Source organism: Pseudomonas sp. SK2, assembly GCF_016772395.1.
In the GTDB taxonomy this organism is placed as follows: domain Bacteria; phylum Pseudomonadota; class Gammaproteobacteria; order Pseudomonadales; family Pseudomonadaceae; genus Aquipseudomonas; species Aquipseudomonas taiwanensis.
This window is the reverse complement of record NZ_CP061944.1, coordinates 1439101-1462413: the sequence shown is the minus strand read 5'-3', so window position 1 is coordinate 1462413 and position 23313 is coordinate 1439101. Positions and strand designations below refer to the sequence as shown.

Here is a 23313-nt window from a genome sequence, read left to right as displayed (position 1 = left end):
CAAAACTCAAGCGAAAAAAAAGGGCGACCCGAAGGCCACCCCTTTTTTACCGATCAAACAGAACTTAGTTCTGCTTGGCCATAGCTTCGCGCAGCAGCGCAGCCATGGTGGTGTCGGCAGCAGCTTCCGGAGCGGTGTTTTTCAGGCTCTGGATAGCTTCGCGCTCTTCAGCGTCGTCCTTCGACTTGATGGACAGGCTGATGACGCGGGACTTGCGGTCAACGCTGATGATCTTGGCTTCGATCTCTTCGCCTTCCTTCAGAACGTTACGCGCGTCTTCAACGCGGTCACGGCTGATTTCGGAAGCCTTCAGAGTAGCTTCGATGTCGTCGGCCAGGGTGACGATGGCGCCTTTGGCGTCAACTTCTTTCACGATGCCCTTGACGATAGCGCCCTTGTCGTTGACAGCAACGAAGTTGGAGAACGGATCGTCTTCCAGCTGCTTGATGCCCAGGGAGATGCGCTCACGCTCTGGGTCAACCGACAGGATGACGGTTTCCAGCTCGTCGCCCTTCTTGAAACGACGCACGGCTTCTTCGCCAGTTTCGTTCCAGGAGATGTCGGACAGGTGAACCAGACCGTCGATGCCGCCTTCCAGACCGATGAAGATACCGAAGTCAGTGATCGACTTGATGGTACCGGTGATCTTGTCACCCTTGTTGAACTGGCCGGAGAAATCTTCCCATGGGTTCGATTTGCACTGCTTGATGCCCAGGGAGATACGACGACGCTCTTCGTCGATGTCCAGAACCATGACTTCCACTTCGTCGCCAACCTGAACGACTTTCGACGGGTGGATGTTCTTGTTGGTCCAGTCCATTTCGGAAACGTGTACCAGACCTTCAACGCCTTCTTCCAGCTCAGCGAAGCAGCCGTAGTCGGTCAGGTTGGTAACGCGAGCGGTTACGCGAGTACCTTCTGGGTAACGAGCGGTGATAGCTACCCACGGATCTTCGCCCATTTGCTTCAGACCCAGCGAAACGCGGTTGCGCTCACGGTCGAACTTCAGGACGCGAACGTCGACTTCGTCACCAACGTTGACGATTTCCGACGGGTGCTTGATACGCTTCCAAGCCATGTCGGTGATGTGCAGCAGGCCGTCGATACCGCCCAGGTCCACGAAGGCGCCGTAGTCGGTGAGGTTCTTGACGATACCCTTGACCTGTTGGCCTTCCTGCAGGGTTTCCAGCAGGGCTTCGCGCTCGGCGCTGTTCTCGGCTTCCAGGACGCTGCGACGCGAAACAACGACGTTGTTGCGCTTCTGGTCCAGCTTGATGACCTTGAATTCCAGCTCTTTGCCTTCCAGGTGGGTGGTGTCGCGCACAGGGCGGACATCAACCAGGGAGCCCGGCAGGAACGCACGGATGCCGTTAACGTCGACAGTGAAGCCGCCCTTAACCTTACCGTTGATAACGCCCTTGACCACTTCTTCGGCGGCGAAAGCTGCTTCCAGAACAATCCAGCACTCGGCGCGCTTGGCTTTTTCACGGGACAGTTTGGTTTCGCCAAAGCCGTCTTCGACCGCGTCCAGCGCAACGTGAACTTCGTCACCGACCTTGATGGTCAGCTCGCCAGCTTCGTTGTAGAACTGCTCGAGCGGGATGACGCCCTCGGACTTCAGACCAGCGTGTACGGTAACCCAGTCGCCGTCGATGTCGACAACGATACCGGAGATGATGGCACCCGGCTGAAGATTGAGGGTTTTCAGGCTTTCTTCAAAGAGTTCTGCAAAGCTTTCGCTCATTTTAATTCCTGTAGATTCGGGCGAAACATACGCCCAGAGCCACATTCCAGACAATGTGGGTTTCGTTTAAGTAAAGGAAAGCGGGCAGGACGTTGACTGGTGCCCCTGCCTGCCTTCCTGGCGATCAGAGAAGGTCGCGCTGGGCGATCTCGCTCCTGATACGTTGCAACACCTGCTCGATGGACAACTCGGTAGAGTCCAGCTGTATGGCATCGGCCGCTGGCTTCAGCGGGGCCACTGCGCGCTGGGTGTCACGCTCATCACGCGCACGTATCTCATCTAGCAGACTCGACAGACTAACATCTTCATTCTTGGCCTTCAACTGCAGGTAGCGGCGGCGTGCGCGCTCCTCCGCGCTGGCAGTGAGGAAGACCTTGAGCGGCGCGTCTGGAAACACCACCGTGCCCATGTCGCGACCGTCGGCGATCAACCCCGGTGCTTCACGGAACGCGCGCTGGCGCTGCAACAGCGCCTCGCGCACCGCTGGCAGCGAAGCGACCATGGAGGCGCCGGCGCCGACCGTCTCGGTGCGGATGACGTGACTGACGTCCTCACCTTCGAGAATGATCTGTTGTAGCTTACCGGGCTCGGCAGCGATGAACTGCACATCCAGATGGGCGGCCAAGGCCTTGAGCAGCTCTTCGTTGGTGAGGTCGACACCATGGTTGGTGGCATTGAATGCCAGCAAGCGGTACAGCGCGCCGGAGTCCAGCAGCCTCCAACCCAGCTCACGGGCCAGCAAGCCAGCCACCGTGCCCTTGCCCGAGCCGCTTGGCCCGTCGATGGTGATGACCGGTGCCAGCGAACTCACGACTTACCCTCTTCGGCAACGCGAATACCGACTTCGGCGCACAGCGCCAGGAAGTTGGGGAACGAGGTGGCAACGTTGGCACAGTCGTGGATGCGGATCGGCGCGCTGGCTCGCAGCGAGGCGACGCTGAATGCCATGGCGATGCGGTGGTCGCCGTGACCGTGGACTTCGCCGCCGCCGAGCTGGCCGCCATCGATGATGATGCCGTCCGGGGTCGGTTCGCACTGGATGCCCAGGGTGATCAGGCCATCGGCCATCACCTGGATGCGGTCGGACTCCTTCACCCGCAGCTCTTCGGCGCCACGCAGCACGGTACGGCCTTCGGCACAGGCCGCGGCGACGAACAGCACGGGGAACTCGTCGATGGCCAGCGGCACCAGTTCTTCGGGAATGTCGATGCCCTTGAGCTTGGCACCGCGCACGCGCAGGTCGGCCACCGGCTCACCGCCGACTTCACGCTGGTTTTCCAGGGTGATGTCGCCGCCCATCAGCCGCAGGATGTCGATGACGCCCGTGCGGGTCGGGTTGATGCCGACGTGTTCGAGCACCAGCTCGGAGCCTTCGGCGATCGAGGCGGCCACCAGGAAGAAGGCTGCGGAGGAAATGTCTGCCGGCACTTCGATGCGCGTCGCGGTGAGCTTGCCACCGGACTGCAAGGACGCGACCGGGCCATTGCTTTCCACTGAGTAGCCGAAGCCGCGCAGCATGCGTTCGGTATGGTCACGGGTCGGCGCAGGCTCGGTGACGGTGGTCTTGCCTTCGGCGTACAGGCCCGCCAGCAGCAGGCAGGATTTAACCTGGGCACTGGCCATCGGCAGGGTGTAGGTCAGGGCCTTGAGCTTGTGGCCACCACGGATGGTCAGCGGCGGACGCCCTTCAGGACCGGTCTCGACCACCGCACCCATTTCGCGCAGCGGATTGGCCACGCGGTTCATCGGGCGCTTGGACAGCGAGGCATCGCCGGTCATGGTGGTGTCGAATGGCTGCGCCGCCAGCAGGCCGGACAGCAGGCGCATCGACGTGCCGGAGTTGCCGACATACAGTGGGCCAGGTGGCGGCTTGAGGCCGTGCAGGCCGACACCATGAATGGTCACACGACCATGGTTCGGGCCTTCGATGACCACACCCATGTCACGGAAGGCCTGCAGGGTCGCCAGCGCGTCCTCGCCTTCGAGGAAGCCTTCGACCTCGGTCGTGCCCTCGGCCAGCGAACCGAGCATGATCGAACGGTGGGAAATCGACTTGTCGCCCGGAACGCGGATCCGTCCGGACAGGCGGCCACCAGGTTGGGCCAGGAAAATCAGATCGTTGGCGTTCATAGCGTCCACATAGGCCCGGCGGGCCAGGATTTTACTGAAATGCTCGCGGGCAACGCGTGCGCGGGTGAACACACCCAGCAGCTGGTGCCCGTCCCCAGCATCGACCGCGTCGCGCAAGGCGTCGAGGTCGCTGCGAAAAGTATCCAGGGTGCGCAGGACGGCTTCGCGGTTGGCGAGGAAGATGTCGTGCCACATGGTCGGGTCGCTTCCGGCGATTCTCGTGAAATCGCGGAAACCACCCGCAGCGTACCGGAAGATCTCAAGGTTTTCATTGCGCTTGGCCAGGGAATCGACCAGACCGAAGGCCAGCAGGTGCGGCAAATGACTGGTGGCGGCCAGGACTTCGTCGTGGCGCTCGACCTGCATGTGCTCGACATCGGCGTCCAGCGCACGCCACAGGCGATCGACCAGCGCCAGGGCGGCAGGGTCGGTTTCCGGCAATGGCGTGAGGATGACTTTGTGCCGGCGGAACAAGGCCGCGTTGGAGGCCTCTACCCCGCTTTGCTCGGAACCGGCGATCGGATGGCCCGGCACGAAGTTCGCCAGGCGCTCACCGAAGACGGCACGGGCAGCGCGTACGACATTGCCTTTGGCGCTGCCGACATCAGTGATGACCGCTTTGCCCAGGTCGAGCTGAGCCAGGCGGGCGAGGAGTTTTTCCATGGCCAGGATCGGCACGGCCAGTTGGATGACATCGGCGCCGACACAGGCGGCGGCGAGGTCTTCTTCGCAACGGTCGACCACGCCCAGGGCCACGGCCTGCTTGCGCGACGGGGCATCCAGGTCGACGCCGACCACTTCGCGGCACAGGCCGCTCTCACGCAGGCCCTTGGCGAAGGAGCCGCCGATCAGGCCGAGGCCGACCACGACCAGGCGGTTGATGATTGGCGCGGGTTTGGTTGTTACTGCTTTTACCACTGGTGCGAACCCTGTTCAGAAATCAGGACAGTCTGTGAGACCGCAGGGGCTGCTTTGCAGCCCCGGCAATCTTCGATCAAAGCACCGCCTTCGGATACGACCCCAGGACCTTGAGCGCAACGGCCTCCTGGCTGATTTTCTCCAGCACCGCCTTGATCAGCGGGTCGCGGTGGTGGCCAACGAAGTCGATGAAGAACACGTAGGTCCACTTGCCGCTGCGCGAGGGACGGGTCTCGATGCGGGTCAGGTCGATGCCGTTCTCGTGGAATGGCACCAGCAGCTCGTGCAGCGCACCCGGCTTGTTGCTCATCGAGACGATGATCGAGGTCTTGTCGTCGCCGGTCGGCGGCACTTCCTGGTTGCCGATCATCAAGAAGCGCGTGGAGTTGTCCGGACGGTCTTCGATCTTCTCGGCCAGGCGGGTCAAACCGTACAGGTTCGCCGCCATGTCGCCGGCGATGGCCGCGGAATTCCACTCACCCTTGACTCGCTTGGCGGCCTCGGCGTTGCTGGACACCGCCACGCGCTCGACATTCGGGTAATGCGCATCGAGCCACTTGCGGCACTGGGCCAGCGATTGGGCATGGGAGTAGATGCGGGTGATGCTGTCGGTCTTGGTGTTCTCGCCCACCAGCAAGTGGTGGTGGATACGCAGCTCGACTTCACCGCAGATCACCATGTCGTGCTCGAGGAAGCTGTCCAGGGTGTGGCTGACTGCACCTTCGGTGGAGTTCTCCACCGGCACCACGCCGAAGTTGACGGCACCGGCCGCCACCTCGCGGAAGACTTCGTCGATGGCCGCCATCGGGCGACTGACCACGGCATGACCGAAGTGCTTCATCGCCGCAGCCTGGGTGAAGGTACCCTCAGGGCCCAGGTAGGCGACCTTCAGAGGCTCTTCCAGGGCCAGGCAGGACGACATGATTTCGCGGAACAGGCGCGCCATCTCTTCGTTGTCCAGTGGGCCCTTGTTGCGCTCCATCACGCGCTTGAGCACGGCGGCCTCACGCTCGGGGCGATAGAACACTGGCTTTTCGCCTTCGGCAAGCGAGGCGGTCTTGACCTTGGCCACTTCCTGGGCGCACCGGGCACGCTCGCTGATCAGCTCGAGGATCTTCTCGTCGAGGCTGTCGATGCGTACCCGCAGCGCCTTGAGCTCTTGATCGGACATCAGCCGTGCTCCTTCTCGAATTCGGCCATGTAGGTCACCAGCGCTTCTACCGCCTCCAGGCCCAGGGCGTTGTAGATCGAGGCGCGCATGCCGCCCACCGAACGGTGGCCCTTGAGGTTGAGCAGGCCACGGGCGTCTGCACCGGCCAGGAAGGCTTTGTCCAGGCGCTCGTCGGCCAGGCGGAACGGCACGTTCATCCACGAACGGGCGTTGTGGCTGATCGGGTTGGTGTAGAACTCGCTCGCGTCGATGAAGCCGTACAGGCGGTCTTTCTTCGCGCGGTTGCGCTGCTCCATGGCCTCGACGCCGCCCTGCTCCTTGAGCCACTCGAAGACCAGGCCCGAGAGGTACCAGGAGTAGGTGGCCGGGGTGTTGTACATCGAGCCGTTGTCGGCCGCGATCTTGTAGTCGAGCATGGTCGGGCAAATGCTACGGGCATGGCCCAGCAGGTCTTCACGGACGATGACCACGACCAGGCCGCTCGGGCCGATGTTTTTCTGCGCGCCAGCGTAGATCAGGCCGTACTGCGAGACGTCGATCGGGCGGGAGAGGATGTCGGACGACATGTCGACCACCAGCGGGACGTCGCCCGTCTCGGGCACCCAGTCGAACTGCAGGCCGCCGATGGTCTCGTTGGACGCGTAGTGGACGTAGGCCGCGTTCTTGGTCAGCTTCCACTCGTTCTGACCAGGAATGGCCAGGTAATCGTAGGGCTTGGCGCTGGCAGCCACGTTGACGTTACCGAAGCGACGGGCTTCCTCGATGGCCTTTTTCGACCAGATGCCGGTTTCGATGTAGTCGGCGGTACCGCTTTCCGGCAGCAGGTTCAGCGGGATCTCGGCGAACTGCTGGCTCGCACCGCCCTGCAGGAACAGCACCTTGTAGTTGGAGGGGACGGACAGCAGGTCACGCAGGTCCTGCTCGGCCTTTTCGGCGATGGCCACGTAGTCGTCGCTGCGATGGCTCATCTCCATCACCGACAGGCCCTTGCCATTCCAGTCCAGCATTTCAGCCTGGGCGCGCTGCAGGACCGCGTCCGGAAGCGCGGCAGGGCCTGCGCAGAAGTTAAAGGCTCGTTTGCTCACATCCACTCTCGCTCTGCCAAATAGAACAAAATCGTAATTCGATGCCGACCAGTCGACATTGTGACGCCTGTATCAGGGCTGCTCTGCGCCCCAATTGCCCAGCTTAATCAGTCAAACGGGGCGACCTTGGTCGCCCCGCTCGGGTTTTGCGCTTGCTTATTCCTGCGGTGCCTCTTCGGCACCCGCAGTGTCATCGTCTGCCGCATCCGGCACAGCCGCTTCGACACCCTCCTCGTCCGACTCGATGATCTCATCGACTTCTTCCTCGGACGGTTCCTGGATCCGTTCCAGGCCCACCAGCGTCTCGTCGTTGGCCAGCTTGATCAACGTCACGCCCTGGGTGTTACGACCCAGGCTGGAGACTTCGCCAACCCGTGTGCGCACCAGCGTGCCCTGGTCGGAGATCAGCATGATCTCTTCGCCTTCCTGCACCTGGATGGCGCCGATCAGCAGGCCATTGCGGCCTTTGGTCCCCATGGCGATGACACCCTGGCCACCACGGCCGCGACGCGGGAACTTGGACAGCGGGGTGCGCTTGCCGAAGCCACGCTCGGAAGCGGTGAGAATCTGGGCGCCGGACTCAGGAATCAGCATGGAGATGATCCGCTGCCCCTTGCCCAGCTTCATGCCGCGTACACCACGGGCGTTACGGCCCATTTCACGCACCACGCTTTCGGCGAAGCGGATCACCTTGCCCGCGTCGGAGAACATCATGACTTCCTTGGCGCCGTCGGTGATGGCCGCAGCGATCAGGGTGTCACCTTCCTTGAGCTTCAAGGCGATCAGGCCGTTGGAGCGCGGACGGGCGAACTGCACCAGCGGGGTCTTTTTGACGGTACCGGAAGCGGTAGCCATGAAGATGTAGGCGCCGGTCGGTTCGGCGACCCATTCCGGGGTGTCGCCGTCTTCTTCGTCGACTTCCTCGGCCTCGATCACTTCGCCTTCGAGCACGGTGTCTTCCCCGTCCTCCAGCTCTTCCTCGGCGCCAGCGCTCTGCTGCAGTGCTTCCAGGTCGATCTGCAGCATGGCGGTGATGCGCTCACCCTCTTCCAGCGGCAGCAGGTTGACCAGCGGACGGCCGCGGGCGGCACGGGACGCCTCTGGGATGTCGTAGGTCTTGAGCCAGTAGACCTTGCCCTTGCTGGAGAACAGCAGCAGCGTGGCGTGGCTGTTGGCGACCAGCAGGTGCTCGATGTAGTCCTCGTCCTTCACGCCGGTGGCCGACTTGCCCTTGCCACCACGGCGCTGGGCCTGGTAGGCCGACAGCGGCTGAGTCTTGGCGTAGCCGCCGTGGGAAATGGTCACCACGCGCTCTTCTTCCGGGATCATGTCGCCGTAGTTGAGGTCATGGCGGGCATCGAGGATTTCGGTGCGACGGGCATCGCCGTATTCGGCGCGGATGGCTTCGAGCTCTTCGCGGATCACTTCCATCAGGCGCTGGGCGCTGTTGAGGATACGGATCAGCTCGCCGATCTGTTCCAGGATCTCCTGGTACTCAGCCAGCAGCTTCTCGTGTTCCAGGCCGGTCAGGCGGTGCAGACGCAGGTCCAGGATGGCCTGGGCCTGTTCCGGCGACAGGTAATACTTGCCGTCACGCAGGCCGTATTGCTCCGGCAGGTCTTCTGGGCGGCAGGAGTCGGCTCCGGCGCGCTCGACCATCAGTTGGACGGCGCTGGATTCCCAAGCCTTGGAAATCAGCGCTTCCTTGGCTTCCGACGGCGTCGGCGAAGCCTTGATCAGGGCGATGACCGGGTCGATGTTGGACAGCGCGACCGCCTGGCCTTCGAGGATGTGGCCGCGCTCACGGGCCTTGCGCAGCTCGAACACGGTACGACGGGTCACCACTTCACGGCGGTGACGGACGAAAGCTTCGAGCAGGTCCTTGAGGTTGAGCAGGCGCGGACGGCCATCGACCAACGCAACGACGTTGATGCCAAACACGGCCTGCAGCTGGGTCTGCTGATACAGATTGTTCAGCACCACCTCCGGCACCTCGCCGCGACGCAGCTCGATGACGATGCGCATGCCGTCCTTGTCGGACTCGTCGCGCAACTCGGTGATGCCCTCGATCTTCTTCTCTTTGACCAGCTCGGCGATCTTCTCGATCAGGCGCGCCTTGTTCAGCTGGTAAGGCAGCTCGGTGATCACGATCTGCTGGCGACCACCGACCTTGTCGATGTCTTCGATCTCGGAGCGGGCGCGCATGTAGATACGGCCACGGCCGGTGCGGTAGGCCTCGATGATGCCCTGACGACCGTTGATCAGGCCGGCAGTGGGGAAGTCGGGGCCCGGGATGTACTGCATCAGCTCGTCGACGGTGACGTCCGGGTTGTCGATCAGCGCCAGGCAGCCGTCGATGACCTCACCCAGGTTGTGCGGCGGGATGTTGGTCGCCATGCCCACGGCAATACCGCTGGAACCGTTGACCAGCAGGTTGGGAATACGGGTAGGCATGACCGCCGGGATCTGCTCGGTGCCGTCGTAGTTGGGCACCCAGTCGACGGTTTCCTTGTGCAGGTCGGCCAGCAGCTCGTGGGCCAGCTTGGCCATGCGCACTTCGGTGTATCGCATGGCCGCGGCGTTGTCGCCGTCCACCGAACCGAAGTTGCCCTGGCCGTCGACCAGCAGGTAGCGCAGCGAGAATGGCTGGGCCATACGCACGATTGTGTCGTAGACCGCGGTATCGCCGTGCGGGTGGTACTTACCGATCACGTCACCGACCACACGGGCGGATTTCTTGTACGGCTTGTTCCAGTCGTTGCCCAGCTCGCTCATCGCAAAGAGAACGCGGCGATGCACGGGCTTCAAGCCGTCACGCGCATCGGGCAGCGCTCGCCCGACAATCACGCTCATCGCGTAGTCGAGGTAAGACTGTCTCAGTTCGTCTTCGATATTGACCGGGAGGATTTCTTTGGCCAGTTCGCCCATGAGAAGCCTGATTCCTTTTTCTGGTGAAACTTCGCAGCCTCCTTCAAGGGCCGAACGAAGCTCGCCGCCGCAGCGCATAAGGGTGCGACGACTTACGACAAATCAATGAGTTGAGCCATGGACTTGCGCAATGAAGGCCGCCGTCATGGGCGGTCTTGGAAACTGCCGGATGTTACCACAAAGGCAGTGGCAGTGGGGAGATGTGGCAGGTGGCCTGACGTAAGCGGTGTATCGCCTGGGCGATCGAGCGCCGCCCGCGCGGGGCATCGCGAGCAAGGCTCGCTCCTACACCTGTTTCAGGCCAGTAACTCATTGCCTCGAAACAACCGTAGGAGCGAGCCTTGCTCGCGATGCCCCGCGCGGGCAGCGCTCGACCCCAAAGACGCCCCCGCCCTACACCCCGGTCAGTGCAAACGCTTGCGACACATCAATTGCGCCAGCTTGGCGGTGTCCGGTCGTTCGACGACACCTTTCTCGGTCACGATTACATCGATCAGATCCGCTGGAGTCACATCGAACACCGGATTGAACACTTCCACATCCGGCGCGACCCGGGTACCGGCGTAATCCAGCAACTCGTCGGCATCACGCTCTTCCAGCGGAATGTCCTCGCCGGTCGCCAGGTTCAGGTCGATGCTGGTGCTCGGTGCCACCACCATGAAGCGCACACCATGGTGCATGGCGCTGACTGCCAGCTGATAAGTGCCGATCTTGCTGGCCACGTCACCGTTGGCAGCGATGCAGTCGGCACCGACCACTACCCAGGTAATGCCCTTGCTTTTCATCAGGTGGGCCAAGGCCGAATCGGCGCACAGGGTGACGGGAATACTCTCGCGGGCCAGCTCCCAGGCGGTCAGCCGCGAGCCCTGCAACCACGGGCGGGTCTCGCCGGCGTAGACCCGCTCGACCATACCCTCCAGGAACCCTGCGCGGATCACCCCCAGCGCGGTACCGAAGCCGCCACTGGCCAGGGCGCCGGCATTACCGTAGGTGAGCAGTGTCTGCTCGTTGCCCTGATGACGACGGATCAGCTCGATGCCGTGCTGGGCCATGGTCAGGTTGGCCTCGCGATCACTCTCGTGAATGGCCACCGCCTCGGCCTCCAGCGCCGCCAGCACGTCTTCTTCGGGGCGCAAGCGCAGCAGGCGCTCGCGCATGCGGTTGAGCGACCAGAACAGGTTGGCGGCGGTCGGGCGCGCCTCGGCCAGGTTGAGGAAATCCTCTTCCAGGTCGGTTTCCCAGTCGCCGCCCGCCGCCAGGCGCTCGCGCAGCGCCAGAACCAGGCCGAAAGCCGCGGCAATGCCGATGGCGGCAGCGCCGCGCACGGTCATATCCCGAATCGCTTCCACCACCTGTGAGACATTGTCGCAGGCCAGCCAGCGCTCTTGCGATGGCAGCAAACGCTGGTCGAGCAGGTGCAGGGCGCCGTCCTGCCAGCGGATCCCGGTCACCTTCTCCGCCGCCAAAAGTCGCTCGCGCATCGCCTCTCCCCGTCGTTCGGATGTCAAAAGCGGGCGATTATAGCGACCCTCAGCCCTGGGCGCTCGGGTATACTCCCGCGCAATCTAGCGAAGTTTCAGAGGACTGTTCACATGAGCAACGTCGACCACGCCGAAATCGCCAAGTTTGAAGCCTTGGCGCACCGCTGGTGGGACCGCGAAAGCGAGTTCAAGCCGCTGCACGACATCAACCCGCTGCGGGTCAACTGGATCGACGAGCGCGTCAGCCTGGCCGGCAAGAAAGTGCTCGACGTGGGCTGTGGCGGCGGCATCCTCAGCGAGGCGATGGCCCTGCGCGGCGCCACCGTCACCGGCATCGACATGGGCGAAGCCCCGCTGGCGGTCGCCCAGCTGCACCAGCTCGAATCCGGCGTGCAGGTCGAATACCGGCAGATCACCGCCGAAGCCCTGGCCGAAGAGATGCCCGGGCAATTCGACGTGGTCACCTGCCTGGAGATGCTCGAACACGTGCCGGACCCCTCCTCGGTGATTCGCGCCTGCTACCGCATGGTCAAACCCGGCGGCCAGGTGTTCTTCTCCACCATCAACCGCAACCCGAAGGCATACCTGCTGGCCATCGTCGGCGCCGAGTACATCCTCAAGATGCTGCCGCGCGGCACCCACGACTTCAAGAAATTCATCCGCCCTTCGGAACTGGGCGCCTGGAGCCGCGCCGCCGGCCTTGAAGTCAAGGACATCATCGGCCTGACCTACAACCCGCTGACCAAGCATTACAAGCTCAGCAGCGATGTAGACGTCAACTACATGATCCAGACCCTGCGCGAGGAATGAGCATGCGTTTGCGAGCGGTACTCTTCGACATGGACGGCACCCTGCTCGACACGGCGCCGGACTTCATCGCCATCTGCCAGGCCATGCTGGCCGAGCGTAACCTGCCGGCCATCGACGACAAGCGCATCCGTGACGTGATTTCCGGTGGCGCCCGCGCCATGGTCGCCGCCACCTTTGCGATGGACCCCGACGCCGAGGGCTTCGAGGCCCTGCGCCTGGAATTCCTGGAGCGCTACCAGCGCGACTGCGCAGTGCACAGCAGGCTGTTCGACGGCATGGGCGAACTGCTGGCCGACATCGAGAAAGGCAACCTGCTGTGGGGCGTGGTCACCAACAAACCGGTGCGTTTCGCCGAGCCGATCATGCAGCGGCTGGGCCTGGCCGAGCGTTCGGCCTTGCTGATCTGCCCGGACCACGTGAAAAACAGCAAGCCCGACCCCGAGCCGCTGATCCTGGCCTGCACCACGCTGAACCTTGACCCGGCCAGCGTACTGTTCGTCGGCGACGACTTGCGGGACATCGAGTCCGGCCGCGATGCCGGCACCCGCACGGCGGCAGTTCGCTATGGCTATATTCATCCAGAAGACAACCCGAACAACTGGGGTGCCGACGTGGTGGTGGACCACCCGCTGGAACTGCGCAAAGTGATCGACAGCGCGCTGTGCGGTTGCTGAAACCCGACTGATGCGCCGGGCGCCGTCCCTGTAGGAGCGGGTTTACCCGCGAATGCGCCAGCCCGGACGACCACGGCGCCTGAACGTACGCATTCGCGGGTAAACCCGCCCCCACAAGGGGGCCGGGTCGCCCGCACGAACTCGAAGGACAGAACAATGTTCGACTACACCGCCCGCCCCGACCTGCTCAAGGGCCGCATCATTCTGGTCACGGGTGCCGGTCGCGGCATCGGCGCCGCTGCCGCCAAGGCCTATGCCGCCCTGGGCGCCACCGTGCTGCTGCTGGGCAAGACCGAGGCCAACCTCAACGAGGTCTATGACCAGATCGAAGCGGCCGGCCACCCGCAACCGGTGGTGATCCCGTTCAACCTGGAAACCGCCCTGCCCCACCAGTACGACGAGCTGGCGGCAATGATCGAGGAACAGTTCGGCCGCCTTGATGGTTTGCTGAACAACGCCTCGATCATCGGCCCGCGCACGCCGCTGGAGCAGCTGTCGGGTGACAATTTCATGCGCGTGATGCACATCAACGTCAACGCGACCTTCATGCTCACCAGCACCCTGCTGCCGCTGCTCAAGCTGTCCGAGGACGCGTCGGTGGTGTTCACCTCCAGCAGCGTCGGGCGCAAGGGCCGGGCATACTGGGGCGCCTATGGTGTTTCGAAGTTCGCCACCGAAGGGCTGATGCAAACCCTGGCCGACGAGCTCGACGGCGTTGCCCCGGTGCGCTCCAACAGCATCAACCCTGGGGCTACCCGCACCGCGATGCGGGCACAGGCGTACCCGAGCGAGAACCCACAGAACAACCCGCTGCCTGAAGAAATCATGCCGGTGTACCTGTACCTGATGGGGCCGGACAGCTCCGGGGTCAATGGGCAGGCGTTCGACGCCCAGTAAGCCCGTTCGTCACGGATGGGGCCGCTTTACGGCCCCATCCGCAAGACTCAACCGGCCACCAACGCCGGGCGCAGACGCCCCTGCTGGCGCCCTTCGAGCTGCATGCACCGCTCAAGGAACAGGTACATGCAGTCGTAGCTCTTGCAGATCGCCCTGCGCAGCTCGGTGCGCAGACCCAATGTCGGGTTTTCACCCGCCAGGGTACAGATGATCTCCAGCGCCTCCCAAGGGTGGGCATCGTCGTACTGAGCATGCATTTTCAGCCATTTCATGGCGCGCTTGCGCTGCTCTGGCGGGAAGCCCTCGGCATAGGTGTCGGTCGAGCAGACCACCGCCGACCATTCTCCGGTCGCCCCTTCGATGGCGTAGTTGGTCGCAGCCATGGCAATGGCCAGCGATTCGGTGGTACACACACGCCAGCACCAGTCATTCAGGCCATTCAGCTCTGGCGGCACTTCCTGTGCCTGCAACTCGTGCAGGTGAATGCCATGGGCCTGGCACCAATTCACCCAATAGTCGGCATGGTGCAGCTCGACCCGGATGTTGCGCATCAGCCAACGCCGCGCCATGTCTTCGCCGGGATGGCGGGCATAGCGGGTCTTGGTGAGGTTATGGGCCATGTACAGGGAAAACTGCTCGACCACCGGCCAGCCACCGATCAGGTACTGGCGAATCGTGGCAGGTCGTAGTTGGTTATCGCGCAGGCGCTCATAGAACTCATGCTCGACCACCCGGCGCTTGCTTTCACGACACTCTTCAATCAGTTGCTGAGCCCATTGCGGGTAACTGGCCGGGTCCATCAGTGGCCCGATACGTATGAATGAGTCAATCACGTTCAGCTCCTTGATCCATGTGATTATCGGGACATTTCAGCGAAACGTTCCCGGCGCCCTGTGCAAAAGGGGTCTCGCGGCAATCCGTTGGCGTTGCAGACTGTCGCAGGTGAATACCTGCGGACGTTCGATCAAATAGCCCTGGGCGTAATCCACGCCGATCTCCTGCAAGGCCTGTTCGATCAACGGGGTTTCGACGAACTCGGCAATGGTGCGTTTGCCCATCACATGGCCAATGTGGTTGATCACCTCGACCATGGCACGATTGACCGGATCGTCGAGCATATCTTTTACGAAACTTCCGTCGATCTTCAGGAAGTCTACAGGCAAATGCTTCAAATAGGCGAATGACGACATTCCGGCGCAGAAGTCGTCGAGGGAGAATTTGCAGCCCAATCCTTTCAATTCATTGATGAAGCGAATAGCGCTACCCAAATTGGCGATAGCGCTGGTCTCGGTTATTTCAAAACAGATTAACCGGGGAGGAATCGAATACTCGGCGAACAGCCTCTGCAAATACTCCAGGAACTTGTCGTCACCGATGCTGGAGCCTGAAAGGTTGATCGCGCACATCGACAACGGCCCTTCGCGACCTTCGTCCAGGCACTGGCGAATCACCTGGAACACGTTGCGCACCACCCAACGGTCCAGGGCGGTCATCAAGCCATAGCGTTCAGCCGCAGGGATGAAGCTGTCAGGCAAGATGGTACGGCCGCCTTCATCGTGCAGGCGCAACAGGATCTCGATGTGGCCCGGGCCTTCGAGGGTCTTGAGCGCGGCGATTTCCTGGGCATAGAGGCAAAAGCGGTTTTCCTCCAGGGCCACATGCAGGCGCTGGATCCAGGCCATCTCGCCAAACCGCATGGACAGTTCGCTGTCATCGACGTGGTACACCTGAACCCGGTTACGGCCTTTTTCCTTGGCCATGTAGCAGGCCATGTCGGCAGCCCGCAGCGATGCCTCGAGGGTGCCAGGGGCCTGGGCCATGTGCACCAGGCCAATGCTGACGGTGGTGACGAAAGGCCGCCCCTTCCAGACAAAATGCAGGCTCTGCACACTTTGGCGCAGGTGCTCGGCGATGCGCTCGGCCTGCTCGGCCGGACAGTTCTCCAAGAGCACGCCGAACTCGTCGCCCCCCAGGCGAGCCAGGGTATCGCTTTCGCGCAGGCAGGCCTGCAGCACTGCACAGATATGCCGCAGCAGCTCATCGCCGGCAGCGTGGCCGCAGGTGTCGTTGACCAGTTTGAACTGATCGAGGTCGAGGAACATCAGCGAGTGCCGGCCATTCTGCCGCGCCAGGTCGTTGAGCACCTGCTCCAGGCGATATTCGAATTCACGGCGGTTGGCCAGCCCCGTCAGGGCATCGTGGGTCGCCTGCCAGGACAGGTTGGCGATGTACTGGCGCTCCTGGGTCATGTCGTGCAGCACCAGCACGATGCCGGCCACCTGCCCTTCGTTGATGATGGGTGAGCCGACCAGGTTGATGGACACCGTGCTGCCATCCAGGCGTTGGATCAGCCTGGAATGGTCGGAGCCACCCTTGAGGTTGCCGCTGATCACCTGTTCGACCAGGGAGGCGCTTTCCTGGTCGTCCTGTTCGTCCACCAGGCTGAACAGCGCCGACAATGGCAAGCCATGGGCCTGGCCGGCCTGCCAGTGGGTCAGTTGCTCGGCGGCGGGGTTCATGTAGCCAATGCAACCCTCGACATCGGTGGTGATCACCGCATCGCCGATGGCCTGCAGGGTAGTCTGCGCCCGCTCTTTCTCTTCCTGCAGGGCGCTGGCGAAGGCCTGGCGCTGGGCCAACAGCTTGCTCGAACGGCGCCAGGCAAAGCTGATGAGGAACAGCGCGGTCAGCAGGTTGGTGATCAGTAGCACCCGCAACAGCATGCGCGAGCCTTCGCCCAGGGCATCGCTGAATGCCTTGGCCGCTGGGGTCACGCCTTCATTGATGGCAACGATGCGTGCCTTCCACTCGCCCAACTGCCGCGCATTGACCCTGGCCGACGCGAAGCCTTCGCGCATCTCCGTGGCCAGCACATCCAGCTGGTTCAGGTGGGCATCGCCGATATCCCAGTAGGCGATTGCCCGCTGCATGTAGCTGATCTGGCGAAAGTTGCGGTAGAACCAGATGATGCGGTCGACATCATCGGGATGGTTGCCGCCCTGCAAGATAGCCCGGCGCGCCGCGTCCAGGTCCGGGTTGGGCTGGTCGAGCACCACGCGCAGTTCGTGATCGCCCTGGGGCACCTTGATCGCCTCGCGGTAGCGCTCGAAGGTTTGCGCATCGCGGTTGTCGGCATAAAGGTTGAGGTAGTAGATGGCGTCTTTCTGGGCCTTGGACCACAGGCTTTCACCAGCCACGTAGGCGCGCACAGCCGACAGCGCATAAAGGCTGAGACTGCCCAGCAACACCTGGAAGACCACAACAGCAATGAAGGGCCAAATGATACCGAGTAGCTTTGGCGCTTCGAGAGTCCGTTTTCCCTTCATGTAATCCCTGTCGCAGAGCAGATGAGGCGTCGATCAACCCAGACAAGCACAGCGTAGGCCATTTGCCATCTGCACGACGGGGTTTTTAAGGGCGGTAATCGGGAAAATTTTGCGGTTCCGGGCGGACCGACGAGCCGGCGACCGGCTCGTCAAGTCTGCTGCAAATGCCCGTAAAGCTTGGCGTACAGGCCGCCTTCGGCGATCAACTGCTGGTGTCCGCCATCTTCGGCCACGTGCCCGCCATCGAACACCAGCACCCGATCCGCCTGCTTCACTGCCGAAAGGCGGTGGGCGATGATCAACGTGGTGCGGCCCCGCAGGAAGTGCGACAAGGCTTGGTGCAAGTTGTATTCAGTGGCAGCGTCCAGGGCCGAGGTGGCCTCGTCGAGAATCACCACCTTGGGCTCGGCCAGTACCATACGGGCGATGGCCAGGCGCTGACGCTGGCCACCGGAAAGGCGCACCCCGGAACGGCCGACCACGCTGTCCAGGCCTTGCGGCAAAGCAGCGATGGTCGCATCCAGCTGGGCCACGCGCAGGGCCTGCCAGCAGGCCTCGTCGGTACATTCGCGGCCCATGGTCAGGTTGGCGCGTACGGTGTCGTTGAACAGCGACGGATGCTGCAGCACCACCGCAACGTTCTCGCGCAGGGTTTCCAGGCCAATTTCCTGCAAGCTGGCGCCACCGAAGCGAATGGTGCCGGCCTGGGCGCTGTACAGCCCCAGCAGCAGTTGCACCAGCGTGCTCTTGCCTCCGCCACTGGCGCCCACGATGGCCACCTTCTCCCCCGGCGCAATGGCCAGGTCGAGGTGTTCCAGCACCGGCTCGTCGGCGTAGGCGAAGCGCAGGTCTCGCACTTCGATGCCCACCGTCTCGCGCCCGGCGAACGGGTCGCAGGCCGCCGGGTACTGCGGCTCGTCGTCACGTGCCAGCAGCTCGTTGACACGGCTCAGCGCACCACCGGCCGCATAATAGGCGTACTGCAGGTTCAGCAGTTGTTCCACCGGCCCGATCATGAACCACAAGTAGCTGAACACGGCCAGCATCTGGCCGATGGACAAGTCCGAGAACAGCACCGTGAGCATGGCCGCGGCACGGAAGATATCGATACCGAACTGGAACAGCAGGCCACTGGCACGGCCACTGGCATCGCTCTTCCATTGCGACTCCACGGCGTAGTCCCGCACCTCCCGGGCCCGCAGGCCAAGGCGCCCCAGGAAGTAGCCCTGGCGGTTGCCGGCGCGTATCTCCTGGATGGCGTCGAGGGTTTCGGCCAAGGCCTGGGTAAAGCGCGAGGTGCTGTCGTTTTCGAGCTTCTTCAGGTGCTTGACGCGCTTGCCCAACTGCACGGTGAAGTAGATCACCAGCGGGTTGAACAACAGAATCAGCAAGGCCAGCTTCCAGTGCATCCAGATGAGGATGGCGGCGGTGCCGGTCAGTGTGAGCATGGCGACCAGGAACCGGCTAAGGGTCTCGCCGACGAATTTGTCGAGGGTATCCAGGTCGGTGACCAGGTGAGTGGTCACCGTGCCGCTGCCGAGGCTTTCGTACTCTTTCAAGGAAATGCGCTTGAGGCGCTCGATCAGGCGGATGCGCAGGCGGTAGACGATGTCCTTCGCCAAACCGGCGAACAGCTTGGCCTGGATAACGTTGAACGCCAGAGCCGCCAGGCGCAGGCACAGCGTGGCCACCAGCATCAGGCCGATGTAGCCCGCGGCCACTTGCCAGCCGGTCGGCAGCAGGTGGTTCATCCACTTCAATGCAGCATCACCGTGGCCGAGCAGCACCTCGTCCACCAGCAATGGCAGCAGCAGCGGAATGGGCACGCTGCAGCACGCGGCCAACACGGCGACCAGGTTGGCGGACCACAGCTGTTTCTTGTGATGCAGGGCCAGGCGGCGAATTTCCGCCCAGCTCAGACGATCGGCCACGGAAGAGGGTTTCCCCGGCACAGGGTCGGGTGACCCTGGCAGATCAAGCACAGGCGGCCTGCCCTAGCCAGCGGCCAAGCAAGGGTTGCAGGCGATCCAGCGGCTGGTAGCCATTGGTCAGCAAGGCCAACTGCCCATTACGCTCGGCCAGCAGGGTCGGAAAACCGGCGATACCCAAATCCTGCACCCAGCTGAAGTCGGCTGCCGTGGCGGCGCGGACGTCGTGGCTGGCGAAGTGCTGGGCAAACCGCTCGCGGTCGAAGCCCACTTGTTCGGCCAGCTCGACCAGTTGCGGGGCACGGGTGACATCCACACCCTGCTCGTAGAAAGAACGCTGGATCAGCGCCAGCAGCGGCCAGACGCGCTCGGCGTCCAGCTCGCGGGCGGTTACCAGGGCGCGGCATGCCGGCTCGGTGTCATAGACGAAACCGTCGGGCATCGCCCCGTCGAAACGAAACGGTTGCCCGGTGGCATCCGCCACCGCCTGCCAATGCTCGAGGATGTACTTACGCGTGGATGCGTCCAAGGCACTGCCGCCGGTACGCAACCCGCCCGGCACCACACGCGTCGGTACACCGGCCTCACGCGCCTGGGCGATCAGGGCCTCAGCAACGGGTGCGAAGCCCCAGCACCAGGAGCACATCGGGTCCATCACATAGAGCAGGCGTGCGGACATGTATCAAGCCTCGGCTTTGTAGTTGTAACCGATCGGATGTGGCAGGTTGCGCGCCTTGGCGAGCTCGATCTGCTTCTGCCGGTCGATGGCGCTGCGCCGGGTCTTCTCACTCAGGGTGTCCCAGCAGTGTGGGCAGCTGACACCAGGCGAGTAATGCTCGGACGCACGGTCCTCCACATTGATTGGGTGGCGGCAGGCATGGCACTGGTCGTACTCGCCTTCACTCAGGTCATGGCGCACCGTGACCCGGTTGTCGAAGACGAAGCAGTCGCCGTCCCAGAGGCTTTCTTCCTGAGGCACTTCCTCGAAGTATTTCAGAATGCCGCCCTTAAGATGATAGACCTCCTCGAAGCCTTCACCGAGCATGTAGCTGGAGGCTTTTTCGCAACGGATGCCACCGGTGCAGAACATCGCCACCTTCTTGTGCTTGCTCGGGTCGAAGTTGGCCTTGATGTACTCGGGGAACTCGCGGAAGGTTTCGGTCTTCGGATCGATGGCGCCCTTGAAGGTGCCGATGGCCACTTCGTAGTCGTTGCGGGTGTCGATCAGCAGCACCTCCGGGTCGCTGATCAGGGCGTTCCAGTCCTTCGGATCGACGTAGGTGCCGACCTTCTGGTTGGGGTCCACGCCCGGCACGCCGAGGGTGACGATCTCTTTCTTGAGCTTGACCTTGGTGCGGTAGAACGGTTGCTCGTCGCAGTAGGACTCTTTGTGGTCGACATCGACCAGGCGCGGGTCGTTGCGCAGCCAGGCGAGCAGCGCGTCGATGCCTTCGCGGGTGGCGGAAACGGTACCGTTGATGCCCTCGTGGGCCAGCAGCAGGGTACCTTTCACGCCGTTGTCGAGCATGGTCTTTAGCAGCGGCTCGCGCAGTTCGACGTAGTCTTCCAGGGTGACGAACTTGTACAGCGCCGCCACGACGATAGCTTGGGACATGAATCTGAATCTCCAGGTGGTTGCCCTCGTAAGGGGCGGACCGGGTTCTACAAAAGCAAAGGGGCTGCCGTGCAGCCCATCGCTGGCAAGCCGACGCCTACAGGCTGTAGGCGCGGGCTTGCTGGCGATGGGCCGCGCAGCGGCCCCCTTGGGATGACGCGGATTCTACCAGAACAAAAAAAAGGAATCAGTGCTTGCCGCCACCGGCGCACACTGGCGAGGCCGGTGCGGCGCCAACCTGGGTCCATTCCTCGGCGGTGTAGGTGTGAATCGCCAGTGCATGGATCTGGCTCATCAGCTCGCCCATGGTGGCGTACACCTTCTGGTGGCGCTTGACGCTGTTCAGGCCGGCGAACTGCTCGCTGACGATGACTGCCTTGTAGTGGGTCTCCTGGCCACGGCTGTGCATGTGGCTTTCGTTGAGCACTTCAAGGTGTTGCGGCGCCAGCGCTGTCAGTTGCTGGTGGATACGTTCCTGCATGGTCATCGGGTGTTACTCACTTCTTCGCCGGCGCCGCGGCCTTGCCAGCGTTCGGGTCCAGTTCCTTGGTCATGTCGTCGAGCAGCTTGTTCACCACCGGCACGGCAGGCTCCAGGCTCTGCTGGGTCAACTGGGCCGACTGCTGGGTGACTTTGGGCATTTCGCGCAGCACTTTCTTGCCAAGCGGCGACTCGTAGAACTTGACCAGGTCCTTGAGCTCCTGCTCGGTGAAGGTCTGGGTGTACAGGTCGACCATCTTCGGCTTGAGCTTGTTCCAACCAATGGCGCTGTCCAGGGCGGCGTTGGCCTTGGCCTGGTAGCTTTCCAGCACCGACTGCTTGGAGGCAGGCGCCTTGGTCTGGGCGAAGCGCTGGGCGAACATCTGCTGGACCTGCATGTACACCGGAGTGCCCAGCTTGTCGGCGTTGGCCAGGGTCAGGAATTTCTCGGCGGCAGCGTTGTGGCTGGCGGTGGCAGCGAGCACCTGGCCGCTGGCGCAGGCCAGGGCAACGGCGGCACAGAGGACACGGAGACGGGTCATTGCATTTCCTTCAAGAAAGGGAGGCGGGTACCTCAGAGTAGAGCATTCTGCGCTGTGGTGGCGAAGTGCTCAAGTGGCACGACGAGCGATGGAACCGCTCTGCCGAATGAGGGCCTAAACTGCGATTTCAGACTACAAAGGAGTGAGCGCAGCATGAGCCGTATCGAGACAGACAGCCTGGGCCCGGTCGAAGTTCCGGACGACGCCTACTGGGGCGCGCAGACCCAGCGCTCGCTGATCAACTTTGCCATTGGCAAGGAACGCATGCCGCTCGCGGTGCTGCACGCCCTGGCGCTGATCAAGAAAGCCGCGGCACGGGTCAACGACCGCAACGGCGACTTGCCCGCCGACATCGCCCGCCTGATCGAGCAGGCCGCCGACGAAGTGCTCGCAGGCCAGCACGACGACCAGTTTCCACTCGTCGTCTGGCAGACCGGTAGCGGCACGCAAAGCAACATGAACGTCAACGAAGTGATCGCCGGGCGCGCCAACGAGCTGGCCGGCAAGGGCCGTGGCGGCAAGGCGCCGGTCCACCCCAACGATCACGTCAACCGTTCGCAGAGTTCCAACGACTGCTTCCCCACTGCCATGCACATCGCCGCCGCCCAAGCGGTGCAGGAGCGCCTGCTGCCAGCGATTGCCGAACTGTCGTCGGGCCTTGCCGAGCTCTCGGCGCGCCACCACAAGCTGGTCAAGACCGGCCGCACGCACATGATGGATGCCACCCCGATCACGTTCGGCCAGGAAGTGTCGGCGTTCGTCGCCCAGCTCGACTATGCCCAGCGCGCCATCCGCGCCACGCTGCCGGCAGTGTGCGAACTGGCCCAGGGCGGCACGGCCGTCGGTACAGGCCTGAACGCCCCACACGGGTTCGCCGAGGCCGTGGCTGCCGAGCTGGCCGCACTGTCCGGCCTGCCCTTCGTCACCGCGCCGAACAAGTTCGCCGCCCTCGCCGGCCACGAACCCCTGACCAGCCTGGCCGGCGCCCTCAAGACCCTGGCGGTGGCACTGATGAAAATCGCCAACGACCTGCGCCTGCTGGGCTCCGGGCCGCGCGCAGGGCTGGCCGAAGTGCGCCTGCCGGCCAACGAGCCTGGGAGTTCGATCATGCCTGGCAAGGTCAACCCGACCCAGTGCGAGGCGCTGTCGATGCTGGCCTGTCAGGTGCTGGGCAATGATGCCGCCATCGGCTTCGCCGCCAGCCAAGGTCACCTGCAGTTGAACGTGTTCAAGCCGGTGATCATCCACAACCTGCTGCAGTCCATCGAACTGCTGGCCGACGGATGTCGCAACTTCCAGGCGCATTGCGTGGCCGGGATCGAGCCGGATGCCGAGCAAATGGCCGCGCATCTGGAGCGAGGGTTGATGCTGGTGACCGCGCTGAACCCGCATATCGGCTATGACAAGGCCGCGGAAATTGCCAAGAAGGCCTACGCCGAGGGCAAGACCTTGCGTGAGGCGGCACTGGAGTTGAAGTACCTGACCAACGAACAGTTCGATGAATGGGTCAGGCCGCAGAACATGTTGGCGCCCGGAGGCAAGGGCTAACCCAGGGTGCGTCGCAGTCGAGCAAGCCGGGGCCGC

At 63.0% G+C, this 23313-nt stretch carries 18 protein-coding genes; 4 read left to right on the top strand and 14 right to left on the bottom strand.

What is annotated here, in order from left to right; genetic code table 11:
• Positions 1-64 precede the first annotated feature (64 nt).
• The 7 genes from rpsA to mtnA all read right to left on the bottom strand — a co-directional run bounded on the left by rpsA (position 65) and on the right by mtnA (position 11457).
• A complete protein-coding gene (gene rpsA / locus IF103_RS06490) occupies positions 65-1744 on the bottom strand; it encodes a 30S ribosomal protein S1 (protein WP_023379271.1) in 1680 nt (559 codons plus the stop codon).
• 124 nt (positions 1745-1868) lie between these two features.
• The gene (gene cmk / locus IF103_RS06485; protein ID WP_023379270.1) at positions 1869-2555 is read right to left on the bottom strand and encodes a (d)CMP kinase; all 687 of its coding nucleotides are present in this window, start codon (positions 2553-2555) and stop codon (positions 1869-1871) included.
• Entirely contained in the window at positions 2552-4792 is a 2241-nt protein-coding gene (locus tag IF103_RS06480) for a bifunctional prephenate dehydrogenase/3-phosphoshikimate 1-carboxyvinyltransferase (protein ID WP_027906874.1), read from the bottom strand. Before IF103_RS06480 ends, cmk begins: the two co-directional genes overlap by 4 nt.
• A 76-nt stretch (positions 4793-4868) precedes the next feature.
• Positions 4869-5963: a prephenate dehydratase gene (gene pheA, locus IF103_RS06475; protein ID WP_023379266.1), complete on the bottom strand. Its 1095-nt coding sequence runs from the start codon at positions 5961-5963 to the stop codon at positions 4869-4871.
• Positions 5963-7048, bottom strand: coding sequence for a 3-phosphoserine/phosphohydroxythreonine transaminase (gene serC, locus IF103_RS06470; RefSeq protein WP_023379264.1), 1086 nt, complete (start codon positions 7046-7048; stop codon positions 5963-5965). The genes pheA and serC overlap by 1 nt, the downstream gene beginning before the upstream one ends.
• Before the next feature lie 156 nt (positions 7049-7204).
• Positions 7205-9976, bottom strand: coding sequence for a DNA gyrase subunit A (gyrA, locus tag IF103_RS06465; protein WP_023379263.1), 2772 nt, complete (start codon positions 9974-9976; stop codon positions 7205-7207).
• A gap of 404 nt (positions 9977-10380) precedes the next feature.
• Positions 10381-11457: an S-methyl-5-thioribose-1-phosphate isomerase gene (gene mtnA, locus IF103_RS06460; protein ID WP_027906875.1), complete on the bottom strand. Its 1077-nt coding sequence runs from the start codon at positions 11455-11457 to the stop codon at positions 10381-10383.
• Between the two features lie 111 nt (positions 11458-11568).
• On the opposite strand from mtnA, the gene ubiG reads away from it, so the two are divergent.
• From ubiG to IF103_RS06445, 3 genes are all read left to right on the top strand, one after another.
• Positions 11569-12267, top strand: a complete 699-nt coding sequence (gene ubiG / locus IF103_RS06455; RefSeq protein WP_023379261.1) for a bifunctional 2-polyprenyl-6-hydroxyphenol methylase/3-demethylubiquinol 3-O-methyltransferase UbiG — start codon at positions 11569-11571, stop codon at positions 12265-12267.
• A gap of 2 nt (positions 12268-12269) precedes the next feature.
• Positions 12270-12941: an N-acetylmuramic acid 6-phosphate phosphatase MupP gene (gene mupP, locus IF103_RS06450; protein ID WP_023379260.1), complete on the top strand. Its 672-nt coding sequence runs from the start codon at positions 12270-12272 to the stop codon at positions 12939-12941.
• A gap of 156 nt (positions 12942-13097) precedes the next feature.
• Positions 13098-13838, top strand: coding sequence for a YciK family oxidoreductase (locus IF103_RS06445; RefSeq protein WP_023379259.1), 741 nt, complete (start codon positions 13098-13100; stop codon positions 13836-13838).
• Positions 13839-13885: 47 nt separating this feature from the next.
• On the opposite strand, the gene IF103_RS06440 is transcribed toward IF103_RS06445, so the two are convergent.
• The 7 genes from IF103_RS06440 to IF103_RS06410 all read right to left on the bottom strand — a co-directional run bounded on the left by IF103_RS06440 (position 13886) and on the right by IF103_RS06410 (position 21729).
• A complete protein-coding gene (locus IF103_RS06440) occupies positions 13886-14671 on the bottom strand; it encodes an iron-containing redox enzyme family protein (protein WP_023379258.1) in 786 nt (261 codons plus the stop codon).
• Between the two features lie 36 nt (positions 14672-14707).
• Complete coding sequence (locus tag IF103_RS06435; protein ID WP_027906877.1) at positions 14708-17164, bottom strand: EAL domain-containing protein; 2457 nt, start codon at positions 17162-17164, stop codon at positions 14708-14710.
• Between the two features lie 149 nt (positions 17165-17313).
• Positions 17314-19146 carry an ABC transporter ATP-binding protein gene (locus IF103_RS06430; protein WP_027906878.1) on the bottom strand — a complete coding sequence of 611 codons (1833 nt, stop codon included), beginning with the start codon at positions 19144-19146 and terminating at the stop codon, positions 17314-17316.
• Entirely contained in the window at positions 19139-19771 is a 633-nt protein-coding gene (locus tag IF103_RS06425; protein ID WP_023379255.1) for a DsbA family protein, read from the bottom strand. Before IF103_RS06425 ends, IF103_RS06430 begins: the two co-directional genes overlap by 8 nt.
• 3 nt (positions 19772-19774) lie before the next feature.
• Positions 19775-20707, bottom strand: coding sequence for an oxygen-dependent tRNA uridine(34) hydroxylase TrhO (gene trhO, locus IF103_RS06420; RefSeq protein ID WP_023379254.1), 933 nt, complete (start codon positions 20705-20707; stop codon positions 19775-19777).
• 187 nt (positions 20708-20894) lie between these two features.
• A complete protein-coding gene (locus IF103_RS06415; protein ID WP_023379253.1) occupies positions 20895-21194 on the bottom strand; it encodes a BolA family protein in 300 nt (99 codons plus the stop codon).
• A gap of 10 nt (positions 21195-21204) precedes the next feature.
• Positions 21205-21729, bottom strand: a complete 525-nt coding sequence (locus IF103_RS06410; protein ID WP_023379252.1) for a DUF2059 domain-containing protein — start codon at positions 21727-21729, stop codon at positions 21205-21207.
• A gap of 153 nt (positions 21730-21882) precedes the next feature.
• Here IF103_RS06410 and IF103_RS06405 point away from each other — a divergent pair, with 153 nt between their 5' ends.
• On the top strand, positions 21883-23277 hold the full coding sequence (locus IF103_RS06405) for a class II fumarate hydratase (RefSeq protein WP_023379251.1): 1395 nt from the start codon (positions 21883-21885) through the stop codon (positions 23275-23277).
• Positions 23278-23313 lie beyond the last annotated feature (36 nt).